The organism is Kaistia dalseonensis (assembly GCF_030814715.1).
In the GTDB taxonomy this organism is placed as follows: domain Bacteria; phylum Pseudomonadota; class Alphaproteobacteria; order Rhizobiales; family Kaistiaceae; genus Kaistia; species Kaistia dalseonensis.
In genome coordinates, this window is sequence record NZ_JAUSVO010000004.1 from 520,921 (window position 1) to 547,516 (window position 26,596).

Consider the following 26,596-nt stretch of genomic DNA (forward strand, 5'->3'; position numbering starts at 1 on the left):
GCCGGGGAGGGCCGGTCGACCGATCGCCAAGGTTCATTCTGCCGCCTCGACGCGGTTTGTCGCGATGATCGCCCTGATTTCCGAGCGGCACGAGCCGCAATTGGTACCGGCGCGGAGTGCGGCGCCGATTGCTTCGACGCTGTTGCAGCCTGCAGCCGCGGCGGCCGCGATCTGATGCTGGCCGATATGGAAACAGGCGCAGACGATGCGGCCCGTGGACGGCACGGCGACCGGCGCGAGGCCGGAGAGCAGGGCGCGACGATCGGTCGGCGAGAGCGGTGCGCGCGAAGCAAGCAGCGCGACCAGCCAGTCGCGGCCGGGCAGCCGTCCCGGCGCGGCAACGAGCAGCGCTTCCTCCATCGCGCCCTCGTCGTCGATGACGGCGGCGCGGAACGATGGGCCTCGCCGATCGGTATATTCGAGCAGCCGCGCGCGCGGAAACGGATCGAGTAGCTTGCGGGCGAGCAGAGTGCCCTGGTCGGATGGTTCCGTTCCGCCGAGCTCGTAGATCCAGCCACCAGCCGTCGCCGCGCGGCTCCAATAGACGAAGCCGGTGGGGCGAAGGTCGCGCCGCGTGATGAGGACGCCAATCCAGCCCAGCGCCTCGCGCGTGATCCGGACCGGGACGTGCTTGAGTTCGGGTTGGCCGGAGAGAGGATCCGTGATCGGCGCGGAAAGAGTGCCAGCGGCGGCGCTGGCCGCAAAATGCCCGCTCCAGTGCATCGGCAGGAAAGCGTCGCCCAGGCGCTGGTCGCCCGTTATCCGCACGCGCGCGCGCGTGAAGCCGTAGCGGGAGGAGAGCCGCGCCAGGTCGCCTTCGGCGAGATCGAGCCGCGCGGCGTCGGCTGGGTGAAGATCGACCACGGGCTCGGGCGCATGGGCGGCGAGGCGCGGCACATGGCCGGTTCGCGTCATGGTGTGCCACTGGTCGCGCATGCGGCCTGTGTTCAGGGCGATCGGATAGCTGTCGTCGACGTGGAGGGCCGGTCCTTCATGGCGGACGGGGATGAAGCGCGCGCGGCCATCGGGCGTCGGAAAGCCGCCATCGCCAAAGAGCCTGCCCGCGCCGGCGCCGTCTGCATGGTGTATCGGCCAGCTCCGGGGAGCGAGCGCGTCATAGGCGTCCTCGGTCAATCCAGCGAGGCCGCCAAGGTCGAAGCGGCGACGGCCTTCATTCTCGAAGGCGGACAGGGCGGCATGCTCCCGGAAGATCTCGGCCGGTGATCGAAAGGCGAAGGCGTCGCCGAAACCCATGCGGCAGGCGACGTCGCAGATGATCGCCCAATCGGGCCGCGCTGCGCCGGGCGGCGGCAGGAAGCGCCTCTGGCGCGAGATGCGTCGCTCGGAATTGGTGACCGTTCCGTCCTTCTCACCCCAGGCAGCGGCGGGCAGCAGCACATCGGCAAAGCGCGTCGTATCGGTTGCGACGACGTCGGAGACCACGACGAAATCGCAGGAGCGCAGCGCCGCGCGCACCTTGCCCGCATCCGGCATGCTGACGGCCGGATTGGTGCCCATGATCCAGAGCGCCTTGATGCGCCCGGCTCCCACGGCCTCAAACAGCTCCACCGCCTTCAGTCCCGGCTGGCGCGCAATGTTCGGCGCGTTCCAGAAGCGGCTCACACTGTCGATGCCGGCGGGGTGCTCGAAGCCGATATGCGCCGCGAGTTGATTGGCGAGGCCGCCGACCTCGCGCCCGCCCATGGCGTTGGGCTGGCCGGTTACGGAGAAGGGGCCAGCGCCCGGCTTGCCGATCCGCCCCGTCGCGAGATGGCAGTTCAGGATCGCATTGACCTTGTCGGTACCGTGAGCCGATTGGTTGACGCCCTGGCTGTAGACCGTGACGGTTCGCGCGTTGGCCGCGAACAGTTCGAAGAAGAGGCGCAGCGCCGCCGGGTCGAGATCGCAGCCGGCGGCGAGATGGACGAGCGAGCCCGCATCGGCGGCCGCAAGTGCGATCGCCTCCTCGAAGCCTTCGGTATGTCTCGCGATGTAGTCCCGATCGAGGCTTCCGCTTGCGGCGAGATGGGCGAGCAGGCCGTTGAAGAGAAGGACATCGGCGCCGGGCCGGATCGGAAGGTGGAGATCGCACTCGGCGGCGGTCGCCGTGGTGCGGGGGTCGATCACCACAACCCTCGTGCCGCGCTCGCGGCGTGCCGACATCAGGCGCTGATAGAGGACCGGATGACACCAGGCCGTGTTGGAACCGACCAGCACGACCAGATCGGCCAGCTCGAAATCTTCATAGAGGCCGGGCACGACGTCTTCGCCGAAGGCGCGCTTGTGCCCCGCCACCGAGGAGGCCATGCAGAGGCGCGAGTTCGTGTCGATGTTGGCCGAGCCGATGAAACCCTTCATCAGCTTGTTGGCGACGTAATAGTCCTCCGTCAGGAGCTGGCCTGACACGTAGAAGCCCACCGCATCCGGACCATGCCGGGCGATGACCGAGGAAAACTCGCTGGCGACCCGGTCGAGCGCGGCGTCCCAACGCGCCGGGCGGCCGCCGATCATCGGCTCCAGCAGGCGATGGTGGAGGCCGAGCGTTTCGCCGAGCGCCGAGCCCTTGGAGCAGAGCTTGCCATGGTTGGCGGGATGATCGGGATCGCCACGGAGGGCAAGCGTGCCATCCGGGGCGGTTTCGGCGAGCACGCCGCACCCGACCCCGCAATAGGGGCACGTCGTCTGGACCACGCCTGAATTGCTGTCCATCGGGCTACTCCGCCGCCAGCAGGTGGCTCTCACGGCCGATCGCGATGCGCCGTCCGTCCAGCCGCACAGCGATGGTCCGCACAGTGCCGCTATCGGCGCCCTCGGCCATGCCGGTCTCCAGCGAGATCACCCAGTTGTGCAGCGGGCATGTCACGGAGGCGCCGTGCACGATGCCCTGGCTGAGCGGGCCACCCTTGTGTGGGCAGTGATCCTCAATGGCGAAGATCTGGTCGTCGGCCGTGCGGAACACGCCGATCCGGCCCTCCGGCGTGGTGACGCAGCGCGCGCCACGGGCGGGTATGTCGTCGATCGTGCCGATGTCGAACCAATCCATGCTCATGACTCCACGACGGCGCCGAGGCCAGCGAGTTCGAGGGGGCGGAATTCGTGCTTGTCCTTGCCCGAGACCCGTTCCGACCACGGATCGACCTGCGCGAAGCGCTGGGAGAAGACGAAGGCGTCGAAATAGCGGGCGCGGCGCTCGACATCGTCGAGAACCTGGCGGCGGATCTCGGCAACGCCGACCCGCTTCGCCCATTTGTAGATGCGCTCGAGATAGCGCGCCTGCTCGCGATACATCTGCACGAGCGCCACGATCACCTCGATCGCTTCGTCCTCGCTGCGCACCTGCCCCAGGACCTCGGTGCCCTTGATGTCGAGGCCGGCGGCGCCTGCGAAATGGATCTCGTAGCCCGAGTCGACGCAGATGATGCCGACATCCTTGCAGGTCGCCTCGGCACAGTTTCGCGGACAGCCGGAGACCGCCATCTTCACCTTGGCCGGCGTCCAGGACCCCCACATGAATTTCTCGATGCGAATGCCGAGACCGGTCGAATCCTGCGTGCCGAAGCGGCACCAATCGGTGCCGACACACGTCTTCACGGTCCTCAGCCCCTTGGCATAGGCGTGGCCGGAGACGAAGCCGGCCTCGCCGAGATCAGCCCAGACGGCCGGCAGGTCCTCCTTGCGGATGCCGAGCATGTCGATGCGCTGGCCGCCGGTGACCTTCACGGCGGGAATCGCGAACTTGTCCACCACGTCGGCGATCGCGCGCAACTCCTTCGCCGAGGTCATGCCGCCCCACATGCGCGGCACGACAGAATAGGTTCCATCCTTCTGGATGTTGGCGTGGACGCGCTCATTGACGAAACGCGACTGGTAATCGTCGGCATATTCGTCGGGCCAGTCGGCGACGAGGTAGTAGTTCAGCGCCGGCCGGCACTTGGCACAGCCGCAGGAGGTCTTCCATTCGAGCACCTGCATCACGGCCGGGATGGTCTTCAGCCCCTTGGCGCGGATCAGGCGGCGGACATCGTCATGGCCGAAATGAGTACAGGGGCACATAGGCTGCACGGCGGCGGGATTATAGGCGTCGCCCAGCGTGACCTTCATCAACTGCTCGACGAGCCCGGTGCAACTGCCGCACGAGGCGGAAGCCTTGGTGTGGGCGCGTACCTCATCGAGGCTGGTCAACCCCTTGGCTGTGATCGTGCCGGTGATCTTGCCCTTGCAGACGCCGTTGCAGCCGCAGATTTCCGCATCATCCGGCAGGGCAGCAACGGCCGCGAGAGGGTCCTGCTTGGCCCCTCCCTGGAAGGACTGGCCGAAGATGAGCGTGTCGCGCATCTCCGAAATGTCGGTCTTGCGTCTCGTCAGGTCGTTGAACCATGCGCCGTCGGCGGTCTCGCCGAACAGTACGGTGCCGATGACGCGATTGTCCTGGAGGATGACGCGCTTGTAGACGCCGGCCGAGGCATCGCGGAGCACGATCTCCTCGCGGTCGTCACCATCTGCGAAATCCCCGACGGAATAGAGATCGATGCCCGTGACCTTGAGCTTGGTGGGCGTATCCGAATGAACGAATGCGCGGCTGCCGTCGCCGGCGAGGCCGGCGGCCGCGACGCGCGCCATTTCGTAGAGCGGCGCGACGAGGCCATAGACCCGTCCGCCCACCTCCGCGCATTCGCCGAGCGCCAGGATCGAGGGATCGGACGTCACCATGCGGTCGTCGACGACGATGCCGCGATTGACCGTGAGCCCGGCCTCCTTCGCGAGCGCCACGTTCGGCCGGATGCCGACCGCCATCACGACGAGGCTCGCCGGGATGATCGTGCCGTCGGCGAGCTCGACGCCCTCGACCTTGCCATTGCCGATGATCGCCTTGGTGTTGGCCTTGGTGATGACCTTGATGCCGCGCGCCGCGATGGCGGCTTGCAGCAGATGGCCGGCGGCCGGATCGAGCTGGCGCTCCATCAATGTCGGCATGACATGGAGCACAGTCACGTCCATGCCGCGCTCGTTGAGGCCGGCGGCCGCCTCGAGACCGAGCAATCCACCGCCGATCACCACGGCCTTCGCGCGGGCTTGCGCCGCGAGCAGCATGGCGTTGACGTCATCGAGGTCCCGATAGGTGAGAACGCCCGGCAGGTCGTTGCCGGGAACCGGGATGATGAACGGCACCGAGCCGGTTGCGATGACGAGACGATCGAAGCGCTCGCTCACGCCATGGTCGGAGGTTACCGTCCTGGCGTCGCGGTCGATCGCGATGATCCGGTGTCCCTTCCACAGCGCGATGCCATGGCGCTCGTACCAGCCGTCGCCATGGATGACGATCTCTTCGAAGGACTTCTCGCCGGAGAGCACGGGCGACAGCATGATGCGGTCATAGTTCACGCGCGATTCAGCGTTGAAGATCGTGATGTCGTGGTGGCCGGGGGCGGCCTCCAGCAGATGCTCGAGCATGCGGCCCGGCGCCATGCCATTTCCGACGATGACGAGTTTTTCGGTCATCTGTTCCTGTCTCCCGATCTTCATTTCGCTGCCGGCGCGAGGCCGGAGGAGAGGGCCGTGCCGCGGGCCATGCGGCGGATGGTGAGATGCATCCAGAGGAAGCAGGCGCTCGCCACGACGAAGAGCAGCATGAAGCAGCTCGACCAGAGCCCGGTCAGCTCGTTGAGGACACCGAACAGGATGGGCAGGATGAAGCCGCCGAGCCCGCCGATCATGCCGACCAGCCCGCCGACGGCGCCGACATTCTTCGGATAGTAGGTCGGGATGTGCTTGTAGACGGCCGCCTTGCCGAGGCTCATCGAGAAGCCGAGGACGAAGGCGATGGCGATGAAGGCGACCGGACCGATCTCGAAATGGAACCGCATCACGCCGTCAATGCCGCGGATTGTGTAGTCCGCCGTCGGCAGCGACAGGATGAGCGTCGCGACGACGCCGATCGTGAAGGTCCAGTAGAGCACAGTCCGTGCGCCGACGCGGTCGGACAGGACACCCCCATAGGCGCGGAAGATGCTGGCGGGCACCGAATAGGCGGCCGCCACCATGCCGGCCGTGGCGATGTCGAAGCCATAGACGCCGATCAGGTAATGCGGCAGCCACAGCGAGAGCGCGACGAAGGCACCGAAGGAGAAGAAATAGTAGAAGGCGAAGCGCCAGACGCGGGTTTCCTTCAGCGGTGCGAATTCGCCCCAGAAGCTCTTCTTTTCCCCCGCACCATGGATCCGCCGTGCGCGGATCACGGGATCGTCCTCGGAGGTCAACCAGAAGATGACGGCCATGAGCGCGAGCGCCGCCGCCCAGACCTCGGCCACCATCTGCCAGCCGGCCGCGAGCAGCACGATCGGCGCGAAGAATTTGGTGACGGCCGCGCCGACATTGCCGACGCCGAATATGCCGAGCGCCGTGCCCTGCCGGCTGGCCGGATAGAAGCGTGAGACATAGGCGACGCCGACCGCGAAAGAGCCGCCCGCAAGGCCGATGCCGAGTGCCGCCAGCAGCATCATCGGGTAGCTGTCGGCATAGGCGAGCAGGAAGGTCGAGACCGCGGCGGCCAGCATGGTCGCCGTATAGACGACCCGTCCGCCGAGACGGTCGGTCCAGACGCCGAGGACGACGCGGACCAGGCTTCCCGTCAGGATGGGCGTGCCGACCAGAAGGCCTATCTGTGTTTCCGACAGGCCGAGCTGCTGCTTGATGGCGACGCCGATGATCGAAAAGATCGTCCACACCGCAAAGCAGACGGTGAAGGCGATCGTGGACATGGCGAGCGCCCTGGTCGCGGCGCTGTCCCGGCCTGGGCCGGATGTGGGGGTATCCGTCATTGCTGGCTCCATCGGCGGTGTTCGCGATACCGCGCATGTGGCTGAAACGAAAAAAGCCGCCGATGAGGCCCGTTCGCCCGCTGCATGCAGCGGGACGGTGACCTGATCGGCGGCTTTGCCTGGAGCGCCCGTCATTGGACGCGGATATCGTGGCCCATCTTTGGGCCTGCCGTCCTGTATGCACGACGCATGCCAGCCGCGGCGTGCCATGCCGTGGTCAGCAATTTCAATATGTTGACGGGTGATGGCCCTCCTGGCAGCGGTCTGCAGCAGGCCGACGGCTGGTCAATCGCTGCGCAGAAGCGCGCAAAGTTTGCGCAAGGGTGGCGTCAGCCGGCCGCGTCGGTGCCGCGGAGATAGTCGTCTATGTGGTCGGGATCGAAGATGCGGCCGTCGAAGAAGCCATCCGGGCCGAGAACCAGGCTGGCGCCGGCCGACCCGACCGGCGTGGCCCGCATGAGGGCACCCTCGATCTTGGCGTTCGCGCCCGGCAATGCCACGCCGAGCGGCTTCAGCGCGGCGCGATAGAGGTCCGGCCGATAGGTTTCGCGCGCGATCAGTTCGTTCTGCGCGTTCAGCGTCACCTGTCCCCAGCGCACTATCTGCGCGTAGAACCACAAGGCGTGGCTTTTCCAAGGGAAGGTTGCGGCCTTGGCCTGCGGCAGGAAGAAATCGGGCACATGCACGACGCCGTCCCCGACGGGGATGCGCCCGGAGAGCGCCGGCATGAACCAGTCCGGCGGGCAATCGACATAGCCGGGGCCGGCTAGCAGGCGGGCGAGTTCGGCATGGTTATCCGCCGCCCCACACCATTCCGCCGCCCGGTAGAGCGCTCGCAACAGCGCCGCGAGAGCCTCGGGATTGGCATCCGCCCAACGCGCGGCGACGCCGAGCACCTTTTCAGGGCTCGATTTCCAGATCATCGCCTTCGCCGTGACGATCCGTCCGACCTGCTTGTCAACCGCCGCCGTGTTCCAGGGCTCGCCGGCGCAATAGCCGTCGATCCGGCCGGCACCGAGCGCATCGGCCATGAGCGGCGGCGGCAGGATGACGATCTCGATGTCGCGATCGGGATCGATGCCGGAGGCCGCGAGCCAGTAGCGGAGTTCGTAATTGTGCCCGGAATGGGGATGCACGACGGCAAAGCGCAGCGGTTCCGCGGCTTGCACTCCGCGCCGGGCGACCACGGCCTTCAACGCGATGCCGGTCATGGTCGGATCGAGGTCGGGGAGGGCGCCTTCCGCGGTCATCGCGCTCCAGAGCGCCGTCGAAACGGTGACGGCGTTGCCGCCGAGGCCGAGCGCCATCGGCGCCCACGTGCGAGCGGCCAGCGGGCTCAGGCCGAGGTTGCAGGCGATCGGCATTGGCGCCAGCATGTGCGCGACATCGAAATGGCCGACGGCGAGGCGGTCGCGGATATTCGCCCAGGAAATCTCGCGCACGAGCGTGAGTTCCAGCCCTTCCCGCGCCGCAAAACCCATTTCGCGCGCCACGACGAGCAGTGCGCTGTCGAGCAGTGGCATGAAACCGGCGCGGATCTGGAAATCCGCGCTCATGAGTCCGCTCCGGGATCGAGCAGCCCCGCGGCGGTGACGAGGCTTTGGGCAATGTCGCTGATCTTGCGGTTCTGGTTCATCGCGGTCTTCCTCAGCAGCGCATAGGCGGCTTCCTCGGAAAGGCCGCGCGATTTCATCAGGATCCCCTTGGCGCGATCGATCAGCTTGCGATGCTCGAGCTCGCCGCGCACTTTTTCGAGTTCCTGCTCCATGCGGGCAAAGGCGTTGAAGCGGCTGATCGCCATGTCGAGGATCGGCTTCACGCGCTCCTTGCGCATGCCATCGACGACATAGGCCGATACGCCCGCCTCGACGGCAGCTTCGATCGACGCCTGGTCGGACCGGTCGACGAACATCGCGATCGGCCGCTTAACCGCGCGCGAGAGCTGGAACATGTTCTCCAGCATGTCGCGATTGGGGTTTTCGAGGTCGATGACGATCACGTCGGGTTCGATCTCGGCTATGCGGCGCGCTATTCCCGCCACGTCGTAGACGAGCGTCACGCGCTCATGGCCTGCATCGCGCAGCCCTGCTTCGATGATCGAAGCCCGTATGCGGTTCTCGTCGATGACCAGGATGCTGAGCGCGGCAGCCATCAGCCAGCCGCTCCATGGGGAATGGCCCGTTGCTGACGACGGGATTGGCCATGTTGACGTCCTGAGCGCAGCGGCCGGCTCTTTCGAAACAGGGAACGATGCCTTCGCATAGCACACCGGTTCGACTTGATCGATGATTGCGGTGGGACGATCGTCGGCGGGCGCGCCTCTTTGGGGCGGCGTCAGGCCAGAGATGGATCCGAGTCGATGATGGCGCGGATTTCGCCCTCGACAATGTCGAGAATATGATTGATCGCGCCGACAGCCTGATCCGCGTCGCCAGCCACGATCGCGTCGGCGAGATCGCGATGGGGCGGAAACGAGGCGAGGCCGAAGCCGTCGCGGCCGAACGGCGATTCGGCCGAACGCTCCAGGGCGTGGTCCAGGCTGAGCAGGATCTGCCCGAACATCGGATTGCCCGATGCCTCATAGATCGCGCCATGAAAGGCCGCGTCCGCCTTGCGCCAGGGACGACGACCAAAGACATCGGCAAGCAGGATATCGCAGAGGCGGGAAATCTCGGTGCGCTGCGCAGGTCGCGCGTTCAGCGTCGCCTTGCGCACCACCTCGCTCTCCAGCGCCCGCCGCACTTCGAGCAGGCGCAGCAGCGCCTCGCCCTCGAGGCGGATCATGGTCGGCACGTGCCCCTTCGACGAGGGCACGCGGGCCACGAGGAAGGTGCCGGCGCCACGGCGGCGGCGGATGATGCCGAGCCCCTCCCAGCGGTTCAGCGCCTCGCGGATCGTGGTGCGCCCCACGCCGAGCCGCTCGGCGAGCGAGATTTCCGGCGGAATGCGATCACCGACGCCGAGACCGGCGCGCTCGATCATTTCGGCCAGCGCGTCCAGTACGGCCACGCCGCGCGTCGTCGTATTGATGCGCTCGAGATATTGCGCCGCGTCGCGGCTTGGTGGCTCGATCGCGAGTTTATCGGTGGGTGTCACGCTTGACCAAGTTTCCTGCGTGGCTGCTCAAGCCCCAGCAACTCACCGAGCGCCTTGACCAGCAGATCCATCTGTTCGCGCGTGTTATAGCCCTGACAGGACAAACGCGCGATATGGTGGCCCTGCCATTCGAAGACGGGGATTTCTATGCCGTAATCGCGCAGCAGCGCATCATGCACCGCGATGGGATCGCAGGGCGGGATCGGCATGGCGACCATCTGCGGCGCCGAAAGCGAAGGGGCGGAGAGGGCGGGCAGGCCGAAGAGGTCGCGAACGCGCGCTGCCGTCTCCTGCGCCAGGCGGCTGCATTCGGCCGCGACCTGCCACCAGTCATGATCGCGACGGAAGGCGAGCGCCGACGGCACGGCGAGCCAGGGCGAAGGATCCCGCGTCCCCTGCATCTCGACTTCGTCGACGAACGCCGAAGCGCCGAACGGACCGCGCACGCCCGGCTCCTTGTTGTCAGCCGTCCAGCCATGGCTGATGACCAGAGGATCGATCATCGCCTGCCATTCCGGCCGCACATGCAGAAAGGCCGAACCCTTCGGCGACATCAGCCATTTGTGGCAATTGCCGGAATAGAAGTCGGCGCCGAGCGCATCGAGATCGAGCGGGATATGGCCCGGCGTATGGGCGCCGTCGATCACGCTCCAGATGCCGCGCTGCCGCGCCTCGGCGACGAGGCGTTCGATCGGGAAGAGCAACGCCGTCGGCGAGGTGATGTGGCTGAGGAACAGCAGGCGGGTGCGATCGGTGAAGCCGGCGAGCACGGCGTCGTGAAAGGCCTCGGCGGAGTTCAGCGGCAGCGCGATCTCGACGGTGACGATCTTCGCGCCCGTGCGCCGCGCGATGAAGAGCAGCGTCTTTTCCAGCGCGCTATATTCGTGGTTCGTCGTCAGGATCTCATCGCCCGGCTTCAGCGGCAGGGACTGGAGCGCGATGTTGAGCCCGGTCGTGGCGTTGGTAACCTGTGCGAGGCTGTCGGCATCCGTGCCGAGCTCGGCGGCGAGGGCCGTGCGGGCGACGCGGAGATTGGCGGCGAGGCCACGGCGCGAATCGAGGAATTCGACCGGCTGGCGCTCGAGCTTCAGCTGCCAGCGCTGGTAATCCTCGAAGACCGGACGCGGGCAGGCGCCGAAGGAGCCGTGGTTGAGGAACACGACTTCGGGGTCGAGAAGGAAATGCTGGGTCAGGTTGGTCGTCACGTCAGCGCCCTTTCAGGGTCGGGTCGAGAGCATCGCGCAGGCCGTCGCCGAGCAACGATGCGGCAAGGATGGTAACCGCGAGGGCAAGGACCGGGAAAACGGCCATGTGCCAGTAGAAGTACATGAAATTCATGCCGACATTGATCATCTGGCCCCAGCTGGGCGTTGGCGGCTGGACGCCGATGCCGAGGAAGGAGAGCGAGGCTTCAAGCATCATGGCGAGCGGAATGGCGAGCACGAAGCCGACGATCACGGGCGAGACCGAGTTCGGAATCAGATGGCGCCAGACGATGTGCCAGGGCGAGGCGCCGAGCGCCTGCGCCGCCATGATGAACTCCTTCTCGCGGAAGGATTTGACCTGCGCGCGGACGAGCAGGCAGACATTGACCCAGCCGAAGAGGCCCGCGATCAGCACGATCGCCCAGACGCCGCCGCGCGTCAGCGTTGCGAGCAGCAGGGCCGCGAGAAGCGGCGGCACGACCGAGAAGAGCTCGATGATGCGCATGACCGCCCAATCGAAGCGGCCGCCGAGATAGCCGGCGAGCGCCCCCATCGGCAGGCCGAGCAGCAGGCTGAACAAGGCCGCCGAGAGCCCGATGCCGAGCGAGACGCGCGCGCCGTAGATGATGCGGGTGAAGAAGTCGCGGCCGAGATCGTCAATGCCGAACCAATGCTCGGCCGAGGGGAATGAGAGCGCCTTGGTGAGGAAGGCCTGGTCGTTCGGCCCCGTCTTGCTGATGAGCGGGGCGAAGATCGCCATCAGCACGATGACGAGCAGGACGATGCCGGCGACGAGCGCGGCCTTGTTGGCGGCAAAGCGCCGCCAGGCGAGATAGGCCGGGCTGCGCCGCTTCTGGCCGTCGGGTCGCGAAAGGGCGGGGCTGGTGGTGGCGATTTCGGTCAACGCCCTTTCCCTCCGAGGCGGATGCGCGGATTGAGCAGCGCGTAGAGAACGTCGGAGATCAGATAAGAAATGCAGAACAGCGCGCTGATCAGCAGCATCAGCGCCATTTCCAGCGGATAGTCGCGCTTCTGGATCGAGGAGACGAAATAGGCGCCGAGGCCCGGAACGCGGAAGATCGCCTCGACGAAGATGCTGCCGGTCGCGATGCCCACGAACATCGGCAGGAAGATGGTGATCATCGGTATGGCCGAGTTGCGCAGCACATGCTGGAAGATGATGCGCCGCTCGCTGAGCCCCTTGGCGCGCAGCACGGTCACGAACGGCTTGTTGAGCGTGTCGAGCATGGCCGAGCGGGCATAGCGGGCATAGGTCGCCATCGGCACCGCGGCATAGGCCATGATCGGCAGGATCCAGCGCCGGGGCTCGCCCCAGCCGCTGGCCGGCGTCCAGTGCAGCCAGACGGCGAAGACCAGGATCAGCAGCGTCGAGATCACGAAGACCGGAATCGTTAGCCCGAGCGTCGCGATCGCCGAGGCGAGATAATCTATCCAGCTGTTGCGGTTGAGAGCGGCCGCCATGCCCAGCAGGATGCCGATCGGCGCGCCGATCAGCACGCCGAGGCCACCCAACACCAGGCTCGGCACCCAGGCATGGGCAATGAGCCCCATCACGGTCTCGCCCGGGCTCTGGTAGGGCACCCCGAAATCAAGGTGAAACACGCCCCACATGTAGCGGAGATATTGCTCCCAGAGCGGCTTGTCGAGGCCGAGCTGCGCCATCAGCCGAGCGCGGATATTGTCGGGAAGCGGCATGTCGTTGCCGTCGAACGGACCGCCGGGAATGGCGTGCATCATCATGAAGATGATGATGGACACGACGAAGAACGTGACCAGCATCGAGAGCGTGCGGCGGATGATGAATTGCAGCATGGTCAGCGCCCTCCCGTGACGATGGCCTCGACGAAGTGACTGCCGGCGAGGGCCACGAGCTGCGGATCGGCCGTGTCGACCAGCGGCTGTGGCTCGATGTCCTCGGGGCGGAAGCGCGGCGTATTGGCGTTGATCTCTTCCGCCGTCAGGAAGGTCCGACGACGGCGGGCGGTCGGGTCGATCACCGGCACGGCGTCGAGCAGTGCGCGCGTATAGGGATGGTGGGCGTTGGCGAAGATGCGGTCAGTCGGGCCGCGCTCGACCACGCGGCCGCGCAGCATCACGACGACCTGATCGGCGAGCGAGCGGACGACCGACAGGTCATGGCTGATGAAGAGCATGGAGAGCCCCATATCGGCTTGCAGGCCTTGCAGCAGGTTGACGATCTGCGCCTTGACCGAAACGTCGAGCGCCGAGGTCGGCTCGTCGGCGACGAGGACCGAGGCGCCGAGAATGAGCGCGCGGGCGACCGAAACGCGCTGGCGTTGGCCGCCGGAGAGCTCGTGCGGATAGCGCGTGGCATAGCTGCCGTCGAGCCCAACGCGCTGGAGCCAGTCGCGTGCACGATCACGCCGTTCAGAGGCCGTGCCGATGGCATGGATGGCGAGCGGCTCGGCGATGATCTCGCCGAGCGTCATCATCGGGTCGAGCGAGGCGTAGCTGTCCTGGAAGACGACCTGCATCTGGCGGCGGAAGGGCTTCAGGTCCCTCTGGCGCAGGCTGGTGATGTCATGGCCGCCGAGCAGGATGCGGCCCGCGCTGGGCTCGATCAGCCGCAGCGCCATCAGCCCGGTGGTCGTCTTGCCCGAACCGGATTCGCCGACGAGGGCGACAACCTGATTCTTCGGCACGACGAGGTTGACGCGGTCGACGACGGTCCGCCCGCCGAATTCCTTCGAGATCTGGCTCAGTTCGAGCGCGTGTTCGCTCATGCCGCGACCCTTTCTGCGGGAACGCGGATACAGGCCGCCGCACGGCCGGTGGCTTTGGTCTCGAGCAGCGGTGTCGTCACGCGGCAGGCATCCTCGGCGATCGGGCAGCGCGGGTGGAAGGGGCAGCCCGATGGCGGGTTGGCGGGATTGGGCGAGGAGCCCGGGATCTCGGTGAGACGCTGCTTGCCCGGCTGCTGGCCGGGAATGCTGGCGAGCAGTGCGCGGGTATAGGGGTGGAGCGGTGCCGCGAAGATCGCCTCGACGGGGCCGGTCTCCATCACGCGGCCGCCATACATCACCACGACCCGGTCGACCGTCTCGGCGATGACGCCGAGATCGTGGGTGATCATGATCAGCCCCATGCCGGTCTCGGCCTGGATGTCCTTGATCAATTGCAGGATTTGCGCCTGGATCGTCACGTCGAGTGCCGTCGTCGGCTCATCGGCGACAAGGACGGCAGGTTCGCAGGAGAGCGCCATCGCGATCATCACGCGCTGGAGCATGCCGCCGGAGAGCTGATGCGGATAATAGCGGACGACCGCTTCGGCATTCTTGATTTCGACGCGCTTCAGAAGCGCGATGGCACGGGCGAGCGCCTCTTTCTTGGAGGCGCGCTTGTGCGCCACGATCGTTTCGACGATCTGATGGCCGATGGTGAAGACCGGATCGAGCGATGTCATCGGGTCCTGGAAGACCATGGCGGCGACGCGGCCACGGATCGAGGCGAGCGCGCGCTTGTCGGCGCGGAGCATGTCCTGTCCGCCGAGAACAAGCTTCTTGGCCGTGATGGTCGCCGGCGGTTCGCGCAGCAGGCGAAGCAGCGCCGAGCAGGTGACCGACTTGCCGGAGCCGGATTCGCCGACGATGCCGAGGCTTTCGCCCGACTGAAGGTCGAAGCTGACGCCGCGGACCGCCTGGACGAGGCCTTCAAACTGGCGAAAGCTCACCACGAGGTCTTCGATTTCGACGAGCCGCATCGGCAGGAATTCCCTGAAAAAGAAAAGGGCGGGCGCTCCCGGAGGGCGCCCGCCCAACGCATCACTCTTTGGTGACGTGCGTGTAGAGATAGCCGGCCAGGCGATCGAGGGGCGTAAAGCCCTTGCTGTTCGGCGTGACGCCTTCGCCCTTCAGCTTGTCGCTCACCGCCGCGATCGTCACGGGATGAACCAGCGGAACCAGCGCGGCGTTGTCGATCAGGATATCCTCGGCCTTGGCATAGTCCTGCAGGCGCTTGGTCCAGTCCGACCCGGCGTCGCCGGCATTGACCAGGGCGTCATATTCCGGGAACTCATAATGATGGCGTCCGCCGGACTTGAACAGGTCGTAGAAGTTCGAGGGATCGAGATAGTCATACTCGTAGGGCGCCAGGAACAGGCCGTTCGAACGGTCCTTCAAGGCGGCTGACCAATCCTTGGTCGGCATCGACTTGATGCCCATGTCGACACCGAGGATGTCCTTGAACTGCGCCTGCAGGTACTGGAGCATCGGCGCCGCGATGGCCGCGTTGTAGCCGCCCTGCTCGCGATACCAGATCTCGATCGGCGGGAAGCCCTTGCCGCCGGGATAGCCGGCCTTGGCCATCTCGTCCTGAGCGAGCTTGACGTCGAACTTCGCCTTGGCGGCGATCTCTTCCTGGTAGCCCGGATAGCTCGGCGCCAGGATCGACTTGGCTGGAACGGCCGTATCCTTGAGCACCGTCGAGGTCAGCTCGTCGCGGTTGATAGCCGCCTGGAAGGCCTTGCGGACATGGACGTTGTCGAAAGGCGGCTTGTTCAGGTCGAAGGCGAGATAATAGAGCGCGAACACCGCATTCTTGCGGATGGCATCGGGGAACTGCTGCTGCACGACCGGAACCTGGCCGGCATTGAGCGTGGTCCAGTCCGCTTCGCCAGCCATGAAGGCGGGGAAGCCGACTTCCGGCGGGCCGATCTGCGTATCGAGGACGAGCGTGTCGATCTGAGCCGGCCACGGACCCTTATAGGTCTCGTTCTTGACCAGCGTCATGGTGTTGTTGGACTTTTCCCAGCTCTTGACCTTGAAGGGACCGGAGGCGACCAGCGTGTCGACGCTCAGAGCATAATCATCGCCGATCTTGTCGACGACGTGCTTGGGCACCGGGTACCAGAGGCTGGCGACGCCGGGGAAATAGGATTTCGGTGCGTCGGTCGTGACTTCCAGCGTCGTGGCGTCCACGGCCTTGATGCCCAGCGTCGAGGGATCCGCCTTCTTGTCGGTGACGTCGGACCAGCCCTTGATGCCGCCGGCGAACGACCAATACCAGTTGAAGTCGTAGCCTTCCTTCGCGGCGCGCTGCAGCGCGAAGACATAGTCTTCGGCGGTGAGCGGCTCGCCGTCGCTCCAGACGAGACCGTCCTGAAGCTTGAAGGTCCATGTCAGGCCATCGGCCGACTGCGACCAGCTCTTGGCGCCCATCGGGTTCAGCTTGAATTCGCCGTCGAACTCCGTCAGCGGCAGCGAGGTGACCTCAGGGGCACCGGCGCGATCATACACGGTCTTCATGTAGTCCATGTAGGTGCCGCTCGTCGTGCCGCCGGGCCCGGTCACGGTGCTGTCGGCATGGGCGACCGCCGACACTGACAGGCTCGAAGCCAGAAGAGCCGCACCGAGCAATCTATGCAGCGCGTTCATCAAGTCCTCCTTTTTGCCGGGCGCCGGCGTTTCCCCGTCCGGTAGCCCAATGACATATGACTGACAAAGTCTGCTGGCATTTACAAGCGCCCCGCTTCGGATCGCGTGCGTCTTTGTGCGCCGTATCGCTGCCCATAACGAAGGCGGGCGACATGTCAGCGAGGCGCCCCCTGCTCAGTGAGGCGAACCACCTGCGGCGATCCTGAGGCCGGCTCTCCGAGCCGACAACGGAAACGCAATGGATCGAGGCGCTCCAGCGCGACGACACAGCGCCGCATAGTGCCAGCAAGTCCTCGGTGGGCATTTTCTTCGCGGCCGCTTGCATGCTATCCCTTTGGGCAGGGGGATCGAGGATTGACCCGGAAGGCACACAAGGGACTGTCGGCTGAGGTGGCGTTTTTCGTCGCCATGATGCTTGTCGTCCAGGCGCTGATGAGCGGCCTTTCGCTCGGCGCCCGTGCCGCATCGCTCGACACCGACGCCTTTGGCGGCATCATCTGCACGACCGATGCCGGCAAGATCGCCGATGCCCGTTCGCCGGGCGGGTCGGCTCCCAGCCATCTCGTCGATTGCTGTACCTTCGGCTGCAGCATGGTCGGCGGCGCGGTTCCGATGGGGCCGGGCCATGATTGCGCCTTTGCCAATCCGCTGGATCGGGTCGTCGCCGCTATCCCGACATCCGTCCCGCTGGTCGCGCCCGTCCAGCGCCTGCCGCAAAACCCACGCGCGCCTCCAGGGCTGAGCTGATGTCCCGCCGGCTCATTGAGCCGGCTCATCGGTTCATTTCCACCCCATGCGGGTGGTCCAGCCCTATTGGAGCAAGCGATGTTTGTTCAAAGCGTCTCGTCGCGCGGCGGTTTGCTGCGCCTTTTCAACCGCAGAAGCAGCCTGGCCGAAAAGGTCGGCCTTGCCACTCTGTTCGCCGCCTTCCTGCTCGTATCCGCGCAGAGCGTCTTCGCGCACGAATTCAAGGTCGGGTCGATCGAGATCGGTCATCCCTGGACGCGCGCGACGCCGCCCGGTGCCGCAGTTGGCGGCGGCTATCTGACCATCAGCAATGAGGGCAGCACCGACGACCGCCTGATCTCGGCCACGGCCGACGTGACCGGCCGCGTCGAGATCCATGAAATGGCCGTCAAGGACGGCATCATGACGATGCGGGCGCTGCCCGATGGCCTCCTCATTCCGGCCGGCCAGACGGTGAAGCTCGATCCCGGCGGCTTCCACATCATGTTCCTCGACCTGAAGAAGCCCTTCGTGAAGGGACAGTCCTTCTCCGGGACGCTGACCTTCGAGAAGGCCGGTACCGTCAAGGTCAGCTACGCGATCGAGGCCATCGGCGCCACGGCTGGCGAAGAGCCCGGCGCGGGCGACCATGACCACGATGCCATGCCCGGCATGGACATGAGCAAATAGCCATGTCCCGACGAAACAAGCTCTTCGGCGCCTTCGCGGGCGCTCTCCTGGTGCTGGGCGCAGGAACGGTCGTCGCCTATCAGGTGACGGGCGGCAGTTCGGGCACCCTCGCCAGGACCGACGAGATCGGAGGGCCGATCGATCTGATCGCGCAGGATGGCAAGGCGTTCTCGAACGCCGACCTGAAGGGCCAGCCCTTTGCGATCTTCTTCGGCTTCACGCGCTGTCCGAATGTCTGTCCGACGACGCTCTCCGACCTGACGCTCGACCTCGATGATCTCGGCCCGCTCGCCGATCGCATGAAGGTCCTGTTCGTCTCCGTCGATCCTGAGCGCGACAACCCGGCCAGCATGAAGGACTACCTGTCGGCCTTCGATCCCAGGATCATCGGCCTGTCGGGGACGCCTGAGCAGATCGCCACGCTCGCGAAGGCCTATCGGGTCTTCTACGAGAAGGTGCCGACGCCGGGGGGCGACTACACGATGAACCATACGGCGAGCGTCTATCTGATGGACGCCGACGGCAAGTTCACCGGCACGATCAACTTCCAGGAAGAACGATCGACGCAGCTTGCCAAGCTGAAGCGGCTGGCGAGCGGCACCGGCGCATCGACATAGGGCCGTCGATCGATCGAACGCCCGTGGCGCGCCTGCGCCATGGGCCGCATTCGGCTTTTTCATGATTTCGGGGTTTCGACAATGAGCACGAGCAAGGCATCGACCGCGCCTCCAGCGGTCAACAAGTTCTATTTCGCCGCCTGGCGCTGGCATTTCTACGCGGGGCTTTTCGTGGTTCCGTTCCTCGTCATGCTCGCGCTGACCGGCGCGTTCATGATGATCTATTCCGACATCGGCAATGAACTCGGCATGGCGCCGGACGTCGTCGCCAGCGGTCCTGCGCTGCCTGTGTCCACGCAGGCAAAGGCCGCCATCGCCGCCGTGCCCGATGGATTGCTGACGACCTATATCGCGCCGGAATCGAGCACACGTCCGGCCTATTTCGAGCTGAAGCAGGGCGATGCCACGATCGCCGTCGCAGTCGATCCCTATCGGGGCACGGTGCTGAATGCACAGGACGAGGCGACCACCTACCGCGCCCTGGCCGAGAGGATCCACGGCACCCTGCTGATCGGCGATACGGGCGACCGGCTGATCGAGGCGGCCGCCTCGCTGTCGATCCTGCTGATCGCGACCGGCCTCTATATGTGGTGGCCGCGCAAGGGCGGGTTGCTCGCCGCGCTCCTGCCTCGCCTGTCGACCAGGGGCCGCGGTCTCTGGAAGGAGCTTCACAAGACCACCGGCATCTGGATCTCGGCTGTCCTGCTCCTCTTCATGCTCTCGGGCCTCGCCTGGACCGGGATATGGGGCGACAAATTCGTCAAGCCGTGGTCGTCCTTCCCCGCAGAGAAATGGGACAGTGTTCCGCTATCCGACCTGACGCATGCGTCGCTGAACCGTTCGCCGCTCCACGAGGTGCCATGGGGTCTCGAACTGACGCCGCTGCCGGCCTCGGGCTCCTCTGCCGGGACGGCCGGCGTGCCGCAGCCCGTCGTGCTCGATACGGTCGCGCAATGGGCGGCGGCGAACGGGTTTGCAGGCCAGTACAAGCTCGCTCTGCCGATGGGCGAAACGGGGGTCTATTCAGTATCGATCGATGGCCGCAATGGCGACGGCTTCACGCCGTCCGACGATCGCTTCGTCCATATCGACCAGTATACCGGCAATATCCTCGCCGATATTCGCTACGCTGAATACAAACCCGTCGCCAAGCTGATGGCGTGGGGCATCGGCCTGCACAAGGGCATGGCCGGTACCTGGAACTTCGTTTTCAACCTCGTCTACATCGCGCTCGTCCTGCTGCTCTGCGTCTCCGGCGTCGTGATGTGGTGGAAACGTCGTCCTGCCGGCGCTGGTCGCCTCGCTGCACCGCCCATGCCGTCGGACCTGCCGCTCTGGAAGGGCGCCGTCCTGGTCGGGCTCGCCATTGCTCTCGCGTTCCCCATGGCCGGCATCGCGATCCTCTGCGTGCTGGCGATCGACGTGCTGGTGCTGACGCGCGTGCCTGTCCTGAAGCGCGCCTTTTCCTAGCGAGCAATCTGTTGATCCGGCGCGACGCGCGCATGGCGCCGCGCCGGTCCCGCAATGCGGATCGAGCCGACGCCAGATCCGCGACGAGACGCCGGCGTTCGACCGGCAGCATCCATCCAGACTCCACAACGATCCACGAAGGAGAAGTCCATGTTGAGGTCCATTCTCTCGGCTGCCGCGCTGGTCGCGCTCGGCACCACGGCCGCCTCGGCCCATATCACGCTGGAAAACCAGCAGGCGCCGGTCGGCTCCACCTACAAGGCCGTCTTCCGCGTCGGCCATGGCTGCGAGGGCAAGCCGACCATCAAGGTCCGCGTGCAGATCCCGGAAGGCGTGATCGCCGTCAAGCCGCAGCCGAAGGCCGGCTGGACGCTCGAAAAGATCAAGGGGAAGTACGAGAAGTCCTATGACTATTACGGCACGCCGACCACCGAAGGCGTGAAGGAGATCGTCTGGAGCGGCGGTAGCCTGGCCGATGACGAATATGACGAGTTCGTGCTCCGCGCCTATCTGACGGCCGACCTGAAGCCCGATACGATGCTCTATTTCCCGGTCGTGCAGGAATGCCCTGATGGCGCGAGCGAGCGCTGGATCGAGATCCCGGCCGCCGGCAAGGTGGCTGACGATTACGAGACGCCGGCTCCCGGCGTGAAGCTGCTTCACAAGCCCTGATATCAGGCGACGTCGACGAGACTGGCGCGCGCCTTTCATGGGCGCGCGCTCCCGAGCGCATCGAGGCATCATGGCTGGCCAGAACTTCTCCTCCGCACGCCGTGCGGCGTCCCACGCCGCGGCGGTCTTCGTATTTCTGCTGGCGGTTTTCGTCGGCACGATCGGGAGTGCGCTCGCCCATGCCTCGCTCACCAATGCTGCTCCGGCCGACGGGTCTGTTCTCCCGGCGGCGCCGTCGGCCCTGATGCTGAGCTTCAGCGAGCCGGTCTCGCCGCTCGTCCTGAAGCTCGTCAATCCTGACCGAAGCGTCGTTGTCCTCGATCGCTATGCGCTGCGTGACACGACGCTCGATATCGAGGTGCCACCGGGCCTCGCCACGGGCACTCACGTTCTGAGCTGGCGCGTGATCTCGGAAGACGGGCATCCGGTGGGCGGTTCGGTCGTTTTCTCGATCGGTGCGCCGAGCCGCGGCGCGCCGCCTGTCGCCGATGCGGTCACCGATTGGTCGCTCCGCACCGCGATCTGGGCCGCCCGCACGGCGCTTTATGTCGGATTGTTCTTCGGCGTCGGCGGGGCGTTTTTCCTGAACTGGCTGGCGCGCCCTTCGCGCCATGGCGCGCGCTTCATCGCGGGCGCATTGCTGCTCGGCCTTATCGCCACGATCCCCGCGCTTGGCCTGCAGGGGCTCGACGCGCTCGGCCTGCCGCTCGGCTCGATCATGAGCGGCACCGTCTGGCGCACGGGCTATGGAACGAGCTATGGCGCCACGATCGTGATCGCGGCAGCGGCCCTGCTCGCCGGGCTGCTTTCCCTGATTTCGGGATTGTTCATATCGAGGGCGTTGTCGCTCATCGCCCTGGCCGGCATCGGCCTCGCGCTCGCTGCGAGCGGCCATGCGAGCGCCGCGCATCCGCAATGGTTGACGCGGCCCGCCGTGTTCGTCCATGCGATCGGCATTGGCTTCTGGGCCGGCGCGCTGGTGCCGCTTGGCCTCGCACTTGCCGCTCGCGCGCCGGGGGCCGAACCGGCGCTCAGGCGGTTTTCACGCGCCATCCCGCTTCTGCTCGCGCTTATGGTCGCGGCCGGAATCCTGCTCGCGATCGTGCAGGTCGAGACGCCGTCCGCTTTGCTCGCGACCGCCTATGGTCGCGTGCTGCTGGTCAAGCTCGCCCTCGTCGCCGCGCTCTTCGCGCTCGCCGCCTATAATCGCTGGCGTCTGACAACACCGGCAGAACAGGGGAATGCCGACGCGACCAGGCGTCTTGCCCGCGTGATCGCGATCGAGACCCTGCTCGTGCTGGCCGTGCTCGGAACGGCAGCCGTCTGGCGCTTCACGCCGCCGCCGCGTGCACTCGCGCTGGCTGCTGCAGCGCCGGCGCATATCCACATCCATACCGACAAGGCCATGGCGGATCTTTCCATCACGCCCGGCCATGTCGGTCCCGTGACCGCGTCGATCGTGATCATGACGGGCGATTTCGGACCGCTCGATGCCAAGGAGGTCACGCTGGTGCTCTCCAACCCCGAGGCCGGCATCGAGCCGATCCGGCGGCCGGCGATCAAGCCCGGCGACGGCACCTGGCGCGTCGATGGGCTGACCATACCCGTCGGCGGCCGGTGGACCGCCCGCATCGACATCCTCGTCTCCGACTTTGAACTCGTGAAGCTCGAGGAGACCATCGACATTCGCCCCTGACGCGGCCGACCGGCGCAGGCATGGGATGAGAAGGTCCATCAGAATTCGGCTTGCGAAATGTTATGTTATAACATATCAATGCCCGGGACGATCATTGAACGGAGGGAGTGTCGCCGTCGACGCGCCGCCTTGGAAAGGCTCGTGAGTTCGGCCGCACCCGTTCAGCCAAGGTCGTCCCGTTCCAGGAAGGAGCCCTGATGTCCATTCCCGTCACTGTGCTGACCGGCTTTCTCGGTGCCGGCAAGACGACGCTGCTCAACCGCATCCTCACGGAAGAGCACGGCAAGCGCTATGCGGTGATCGTCAACGAGTTTGGCGAGGTCGGCATCGACAATGACCTTGTCGTGAATTCCGACGAAGAAATCTTCGAGATGAACAATGGCTGCATCTGCTGCACCGTTCGCGGCGATCTGATCCGGATCATCGACGGGCTCATGAAGCAGAAGGGTCGTTTCGACGGCATACTGATCGAGACGACCGGCCTCGCCGATCCGGCGCCCGTCGCGCAGACCTTCTTCGTCGATGATGATGTAAGGGCCAATACGCGGCTCGATGCGATCGTGACTGTCGTTGACGCCAAGCATCTCGAGCTCGAGCTGGACGGAACGCCGGAAGCGCAGGAGCAGATCGCCTTTGCCGACATCATCCTGCTCAACAAGACGGATCTGGTCGCCCCCGAACAATTGGCTTCCATCAGGCGGCGTATCGTCCTGATCAACCCGACCGCTCAGATCCGAGAGACGGAGCGCTGCGGCGTCGCGCTCAGCGATGTGCTCGGCCGCGACGCATTCAGTCTGGAACGGGTGCTCGAGGTTGAGCCCGATTTCCTGACGCATGAGCACGACCACGAGCATGACGATCAGGTCTCCAGCCTGTCGCTTACATCCGACGAGCCGCTTGATCATGCCGTCTTTCTCCCGTGGATTCAGGAGATCGTGCAGGCGCTCGGCACCGATATCTTGCGGATGAAGGGCATCATCGCCTTTCGCAACGATCCGGACCGCTTCGTCGTCCAGGGTGTTCACATGCTGATCGAGGGCGGCCATCAGCGGCCCTGGAAAGCGGACGAACCCCGCCGCTCCCGCCTCGTCTTCATTGGGCGCAACCTGCCGAAGGATGTGATCCGGGACGGCTTCGAGCGCGCTCTGGCGCGCCAGCCGAAAATCCATTGAGGTTCGCGAACCCCTTCGCTCCGAAGCCAAAAGGGCAGGGGAGCGAACGATCGGATCAGATCAAGGGTTGGGTGCGCCGGGCGCTGGCGCTGCCTGACGAAGCCTTGATGACGGTGTCCGAGATCGACTGCCGCGACATGAAATGCCCGGGCAAGGAGACCATCGTCCTTGTCATGGAGCAGGGTCGGAAGGGCTGGATCCTGAGGCTCCTGGTTCCGATCGACCAGGTCACGCAGGAACTGGTCGATCGCCGCGCGCGCGATCCTGCGGCGCAGGTCAGATAGCGCCAGATCGAGCGCCGACGGAGAGCTCGTAACTGTGCAGGCGGCAGCGGAAGGCGTTGACACGCCTGCGGCCGCCGCTACGTTGGTCAGTGGTCAAGGTTCTCTCGGCCCCGCAAGGCTGAGAGCTAAGAGGGAAGTCGGTGCGCTCGATCGGTCCAGGACCGAAGCAAAGCCGATGCTGCCCCCGCAACTGTAAGCGGTGAGCCGCGCTGCCGAACATGTCACTGGCAAGAATTTGCTGGGAAGACAGGCAGTGACGGCATCGACCCGTGAGCCAGGAGACCTGCCCTGACCGGTTGAACGTCCTTGGGCGGGGTGTCCCGAAGGATCGCTGGCTGGTCTTGACGGCACATTCGCGCCGCCGCTCCCGTTCATGCGCTCTTTCCGACGCCCGGCTCTTGCCGCCGGGGAGTGTGGATTGACTATTTCTCTTGCTGAAGACCAGCCTGTGACGCCGCAGCGCGTTGTCGTTCTGCTGGCCAAATCGGCTTTTGCCGCGCAGCCGATCTCTGAAATGAGCCGGCTGACGAAATTGCTGCAGGGCAGGCCCGATATTGAGAGGGTGCTGTTCGCCTTCTCCGAGCAGGGCACGCCATCGCTGCGTGATGTGTTGGAAGGCCTCAGGCGTCCCGAGGTTGGCGAGGTGGTGATCCTGCCGCTTCTCGTGCCGATGGAGCTGTCCTTCCAGCTCTGGCTGGCGCGAACCATCCGGCGCTGGCAGCGGGACGGCGCGGATGACTGGCCTGTCATTCACTTAGGCGCGCCGCCCGCCCTGTCCGGCGCGATGGCGGACCTTCTGGCCGACATGCTGCGATCGGCGCTCGCGACGCCACCTCTTTCGCCAACAGCCCGCGCGCCGAAGGATGCCTCCGTCGTGCCGGCGCAGAAGCGGCGCGTCCTCGTCTGCCAGGGCGGTGCCTGCAACGATGCCGGCGCGGCCACGATCTGGGGTCATCTGCGCAACGAGCAGGAGCGGCTGAAGCTTCGAACGGCCGCCGGCGGCACGATGACCGCCAAGTCGACCTGCCTCGGTCCCTGCAACCTCGCGCCCGTGCTGCAGGTCTTTCCCGAGGGCACCTATTATGGCGGCGTAACAGAGGACGGCATCGATCGCATCATCGCCGACCATCTGCTGCGCGATGTCGTCGTCGACGCGCTCGCCTATGCCCCGACCGGCACCAAGCAGGCCCTTCGCGCCTGAAACATCCCTTCTTCCAATCGAGAAGCATCATGTTCATATCTCTTCGTCGGGCCTTGGCCCCGGCCGCTCTTGCCTTGACCCTTTCCACCTTTGCCTTGACCGCTCACGCGACCGAGCCGCTGCGGGTCGGCGCGTCCTTCATCACTAGCGGCCTTGACCCGGCCAAGGGCTCGAATGGCTGGGCGCTGGTCAGCCACGGCATTGGCGAGAACCTCTTCACGGTCGACAAGAACGGTGTCCTGACACCCGAACTCGCAGCCGGCGCCGAACGGGTGGACGAGTTGACCTGGATCGTCAGACTGAAGCCGGGCCGCCAGTTCTCCGATGGCACGCCGGTGACGGCCGAGGTCGTCGGCACGGCGCTGGCCCACACCTTTGCCAGCAACAAGACCGCGCTTGCGACTGGCGGCATGCTTAATTTCGCGCCCGTCGACGAACTGACACTGAAGGTCACGACCGAGAAGCCGGTGCCGGTGATCGCGGCCTTGTTCGCCGAATGGCCGCTCATCGTCTATCATCTGAAGGCAGGCGGTACGGCCGTGTTCAGCGGTCCCTATGCGGTCAAGGCCTTCCAGCCTGATGCCGAGCTGGACCTCGTGCCGAACCCGACTTTTGCCGGCGCCGACACACGCTCGCCGGTGACGTTGCGCAAGCTCGCCGATGGGCAGTCGCTGGCGCTCGCCTTCGAGGCCGGCGAACTGGATCTCGCCTTTGGGCTTCCCTCCGAAGTCGTGGGCCGGCTCAAGGCCAATCCCGACCTGACGGTGAAGTCGTTCCCGGTCGGCTACCAGTACATGGCCTTCCTCAACACCAAACACCCGGCTCTGGCCGATCCCAAGCTGCGCCGCGCCATCGACCTCGCGATCGACCGCAGCCAGCTCGTGATTGCGATCAATGGCGGCAGCCCGGCAACCGGCGCCTATGCGCCCTATTTCCCGTTCGCCGGCAAGACGGCGCGGCCGACCGACGTCAAGGCCGCCGCCACGCTCCTCGACGAGGCCGGCTGGATCGCCGGCGCTGACGGTGTCAGGCGCAAGGACGGGCAGGTCCTCACCCTCTCTGTCCTCGCCTATCCGCAGCGGCCCGATCTCGTCACCATGCTGCCGGTGGTCAAGGCCCAGCTGGCGAACCTCGGCATCAGCGTTGAAACGAAGATCGTTGAGAATGTCAGCGAGGTCGCGGGTTCTGGCGAGTTCGACCTGTTCCTCTGGGCGCAGCACACCGCGCCGAGTGGCGATCCGGCCTTCTTCCTGAATTCGATGCTGCGCTCCGGAGCGAGCCTCAATTATTCCGGCTATGCCAGCCCGGCCTTCGACGCGATCCTCGACCAGTTCTCGACCGAGAGCGACCCGGCGAAGCGAGACGAGATTGCTGCTTCCGCGCAGGCGAAGCTGTTCGAGGACGTGCCGGTGACCTTCCTCGTCTCACCGGTCTGGTATGTCGGTCTCTCCAAGCGGCTTTCGGGCTATGAGCCTTGGGGCTCCGACTATCATGTCCTACGTGGCGAGATGGGCGAGGCGAACTGAACGGCCGCC

The 26,596-nt window shown here is 65.7% G+C and carries 23 protein-coding genes and 1 riboswitch; of the genes, 10 read left to right on the forward strand and 13 right to left on the reverse strand.

Going from position 1 to position 26,596, the window contains the following annotated elements; genetic code table 11:
* Positions 1 to 33 precede the first annotated feature (33 nt).
* The 13 genes from QO014_RS16180 to QO014_RS16240 form a co-directional block, all read right to left on the reverse strand.
* Positions 34 to 2,709, reverse strand: coding sequence for a nitrate reductase (locus QO014_RS16180; protein WP_266349747.1), 2,676 nt, complete (start codon positions 2,707 to 2,709; stop codon positions 34 to 36).
* Positions 2,710 to 2,713: 4 nt separating this feature from the next.
* Entirely contained in the window at positions 2,714 to 3,049 is a 336-nt protein-coding gene (gene nirD / locus QO014_RS16185; RefSeq protein ID WP_266349748.1) for a nitrite reductase small subunit NirD, read from the reverse strand.
* The gene (nirB, locus tag QO014_RS16190) at positions 3,046 to 5,499 is read right to left on the reverse strand and encodes a nitrite reductase large subunit NirB (protein ID WP_266349749.1); all 2,454 of its coding nucleotides are present in this window, start codon (positions 5,497 to 5,499) and stop codon (positions 3,046 to 3,048) included. Before nirB ends, nirD begins: the two co-directional genes overlap by 4 nt.
* A gap of 20 nt (positions 5,500 to 5,519) precedes the next feature.
* Positions 5,520 to 6,818, reverse strand: a complete 1,299-nt coding sequence (locus tag QO014_RS16195) for an MFS transporter (RefSeq protein ID WP_266349750.1) — start codon at positions 6,816 to 6,818, stop codon at positions 5,520 to 5,522.
* Between the two features lie 329 nt (positions 6,819 to 7,147).
* Entirely contained in the window at positions 7,148 to 8,374 is a 1,227-nt protein-coding gene (locus QO014_RS16200; RefSeq protein ID WP_266349751.1) for a CmpA/NrtA family ABC transporter substrate-binding protein, read from the reverse strand.
* Complete coding sequence (locus QO014_RS16205; protein WP_370877155.1) at positions 8,371 to 8,970, reverse strand: ANTAR domain-containing response regulator; 600 nt, start codon at positions 8,968 to 8,970, stop codon at positions 8,371 to 8,373. Before QO014_RS16205 ends, QO014_RS16200 begins: the two co-directional genes overlap by 4 nt.
* 182 nt (positions 8,971 to 9,152) lie before the next feature.
* Positions 9,153 to 9,914 (reverse strand): FadR/GntR family transcriptional regulator, encoded by a 762-nt coding sequence (locus QO014_RS16210; protein WP_266349752.1) that lies wholly within the window; start codon positions 9,912 to 9,914, stop codon positions 9,153 to 9,155.
* Positions 9,911 to 11,119: an aminotransferase class V-fold PLP-dependent enzyme gene (locus QO014_RS16215; protein WP_266349753.1), complete on the reverse strand. Its 1,209-nt coding sequence runs from the start codon at positions 11,117 to 11,119 to the stop codon at positions 9,911 to 9,913. The genes QO014_RS16210 and QO014_RS16215 overlap by 4 nt, the downstream gene beginning before the upstream one ends.
* Position 11,120: 1 nt before the next feature.
* Positions 11,121 to 12,023: an ABC transporter permease gene (locus QO014_RS16220; protein WP_266349754.1), complete on the reverse strand. Its 903-nt coding sequence runs from the start codon at positions 12,021 to 12,023 to the stop codon at positions 11,121 to 11,123.
* Complete coding sequence (locus QO014_RS16225) at positions 12,020 to 12,952, reverse strand: ABC transporter permease (protein WP_266349755.1); 933 nt, start codon at positions 12,950 to 12,952, stop codon at positions 12,020 to 12,022. The genes QO014_RS16220 and QO014_RS16225 overlap by 4 nt, the downstream gene beginning before the upstream one ends.
* A 2-nt stretch (positions 12,953 to 12,954) precedes the next feature.
* The gene (locus QO014_RS16230; protein WP_266349756.1) at positions 12,955 to 13,884 is read right to left on the reverse strand and encodes an ATP-binding cassette domain-containing protein; all 930 of its coding nucleotides are present in this window, start codon (positions 13,882 to 13,884) and stop codon (positions 12,955 to 12,957) included.
* Positions 13,881 to 14,861, reverse strand: a complete 981-nt coding sequence (locus QO014_RS16235; protein ID WP_266349757.1) for an ABC transporter ATP-binding protein — start codon at positions 14,859 to 14,861, stop codon at positions 13,881 to 13,883. The genes QO014_RS16230 and QO014_RS16235 overlap by 4 nt, the downstream gene beginning before the upstream one ends.
* Positions 14,862 to 14,922: 61 nt before the next feature.
* Positions 14,923 to 16,533 (reverse strand): peptide ABC transporter substrate-binding protein, encoded by a 1,611-nt coding sequence (locus tag QO014_RS16240; protein WP_266349758.1) that lies wholly within the window; start codon positions 16,531 to 16,533, stop codon positions 14,923 to 14,925.
* 354 nt (positions 16,534 to 16,887) lie between these two features.
* On the opposite strand from QO014_RS16240, the gene QO014_RS16245 reads away from it, so the two are divergent.
* The 10 genes from QO014_RS16245 (at position 16,888) to QO014_RS16290 (ending at position 26,587) form a co-directional block, all read left to right on the forward strand.
* The gene (locus QO014_RS16245) at positions 16,888 to 17,280 is read left to right on the forward strand and encodes a DUF2946 family protein (RefSeq protein WP_266349759.1); all 393 of its coding nucleotides are present in this window, start codon (positions 16,888 to 16,890) and stop codon (positions 17,278 to 17,280) included.
* Positions 17,281 to 17,358: 78 nt separating this feature from the next.
* A complete protein-coding gene (locus QO014_RS16250; protein ID WP_266349760.1) occupies positions 17,359 to 17,949 on the forward strand; it encodes a copper chaperone PCu(A)C in 591 nt (196 codons plus the stop codon).
* A gap of 2 nt (positions 17,950 to 17,951) precedes the next feature.
* The gene (locus QO014_RS16255) at positions 17,952 to 18,566 is read left to right on the forward strand and encodes an SCO family protein (RefSeq protein ID WP_266349761.1); all 615 of its coding nucleotides are present in this window, start codon (positions 17,952 to 17,954) and stop codon (positions 18,564 to 18,566) included.
* Between the two features lie 81 nt (positions 18,567 to 18,647).
* A complete protein-coding gene (locus QO014_RS16260; protein ID WP_266349762.1) occupies positions 18,648 to 20,036 on the forward strand; it encodes a PepSY-associated TM helix domain-containing protein in 1,389 nt (462 codons plus the stop codon).
* Positions 20,037 to 20,186: 150 nt separating this feature from the next.
* On the forward strand, positions 20,187 to 20,708 hold the full coding sequence (locus QO014_RS16265; RefSeq protein ID WP_266349763.1) for a YcnI family copper-binding membrane protein: 522 nt from the start codon (positions 20,187 to 20,189) through the stop codon (positions 20,706 to 20,708).
* A gap of 70 nt (positions 20,709 to 20,778) precedes the next feature.
* Positions 20,779 to 22,404, forward strand: a complete 1,626-nt coding sequence (locus tag QO014_RS16270) for a copper resistance CopC/CopD family protein (protein WP_266349764.1) — start codon at positions 20,779 to 20,781, stop codon at positions 22,402 to 22,404.
* A 197-nt stretch (positions 22,405 to 22,601) separates the two neighbouring features.
* Entirely contained in the window at positions 22,602 to 23,576 is a 975-nt protein-coding gene (locus tag QO014_RS16275; protein ID WP_266349765.1) for a CobW family GTP-binding protein, read from the forward strand.
* A 107-nt stretch (positions 23,577 to 23,683) separates the two neighbouring features.
* Complete coding sequence (locus tag QO014_RS16280) at positions 23,684 to 23,860, forward strand: hypothetical protein (RefSeq protein WP_266349766.1); 177 nt, start codon at positions 23,684 to 23,686, stop codon at positions 23,858 to 23,860.
* Between the two features lie 79 nt (positions 23,861 to 23,939).
* Positions 23,940 to 24,165, forward strand: a riboswitch (cobalamin riboswitch).
* Between the two features lie 113 nt (positions 24,166 to 24,278).
* Entirely contained in the window at positions 24,279 to 25,061 is a 783-nt protein-coding gene (locus tag QO014_RS16285) for a (2Fe-2S) ferredoxin domain-containing protein (RefSeq protein WP_266349767.1), read from the forward strand.
* A gap of 74 nt (positions 25,062 to 25,135) precedes the next feature.
* Positions 25,136 to 26,587, forward strand: coding sequence for an ABC transporter substrate-binding protein (locus tag QO014_RS16290; RefSeq protein ID WP_266349768.1), 1,452 nt, complete (start codon positions 25,136 to 25,138; stop codon positions 26,585 to 26,587).
* Positions 26,588 to 26,596: the final 9 nt, after the last annotated feature.

Excerpts from the sequence above, each read along its gene's own strand:
- QO014_RS16180 (WP_266349747.1), bottom strand. The coding sequence starts at position 2,709 with ATGGACAGCAATTCAGGCGTGGTCCAGACGACGTGCCCCTATTGCGGG.
- nirD (WP_266349748.1), bottom strand. The coding sequence starts at position 3,049 with ATGAGCATGGATTGGTTCGACATCGGCACGATCGACGACATACCCGCC.
- nirB (WP_266349749.1), bottom strand. The coding sequence starts at position 5,499 with ATGACCGAAAAACTCGTCATCGTCGGAAATGGCATGGCGCCGGGCCGC.
- QO014_RS16195 (WP_266349750.1), bottom strand. The coding sequence starts at position 6,818 with ATGACGGATACCCCCACATCCGGCCCAGGCCGGGACAGCGCCGCGACC.
- QO014_RS16200 (WP_266349751.1), bottom strand. The coding sequence starts at position 8,374 with ATGAGCGCGGATTTCCAGATCCGCGCCGGTTTCATGCCACTGCTCGAC.
- QO014_RS16205 (WP_370877155.1), bottom strand. The coding sequence starts at position 8,970 with ATGGCTGCCGCGCTCAGCATCCTGGTCATCGACGAGAACCGCATACGG.
- QO014_RS16225 (WP_266349755.1), bottom strand. The coding sequence starts at position 12,952 with ATGCTGCAATTCATCATCCGCCGCACGCTCTCGATGCTGGTCACGTTC.
- QO014_RS16230 (WP_266349756.1), bottom strand. The coding sequence starts at position 13,884 with ATGAGCGAACACGCGCTCGAACTGAGCCAGATCTCGAAGGAATTCGGC.
- QO014_RS16235 (WP_266349757.1), bottom strand. The coding sequence starts at position 14,861 with ATGCGGCTCGTCGAAATCGAAGACCTCGTGGTGAGCTTTCGCCAGTTT.
- QO014_RS16240 (WP_266349758.1), bottom strand. The coding sequence starts at position 16,533 with ATGAACGCGCTGCATAGATTGCTCGGTGCGGCTCTTCTGGCTTCGAGC.
- QO014_RS16250 (WP_266349760.1), top strand. The coding sequence starts at position 17,359 with ATGTTTGTTCAAAGCGTCTCGTCGCGCGGCGGTTTGCTGCGCCTTTTC.
- QO014_RS16255 (WP_266349761.1), top strand. The coding sequence starts at position 17,952 with ATGTCCCGACGAAACAAGCTCTTCGGCGCCTTCGCGGGCGCTCTCCTG.
- QO014_RS16260 (WP_266349762.1), top strand. The coding sequence starts at position 18,648 with ATGAGCACGAGCAAGGCATCGACCGCGCCTCCAGCGGTCAACAAGTTC.
- QO014_RS16265 (WP_266349763.1), top strand. The coding sequence starts at position 20,187 with ATGTTGAGGTCCATTCTCTCGGCTGCCGCGCTGGTCGCGCTCGGCACC.
- QO014_RS16270 (WP_266349764.1), top strand. The coding sequence starts at position 20,779 with ATGGCTGGCCAGAACTTCTCCTCCGCACGCCGTGCGGCGTCCCACGCC.
- QO014_RS16275 (WP_266349765.1), top strand. The coding sequence starts at position 22,602 with ATGTCCATTCCCGTCACTGTGCTGACCGGCTTTCTCGGTGCCGGCAAG.
- QO014_RS16280 (WP_266349766.1), top strand. The coding sequence starts at position 23,684 with ATGACGGTGTCCGAGATCGACTGCCGCGACATGAAATGCCCGGGCAAG.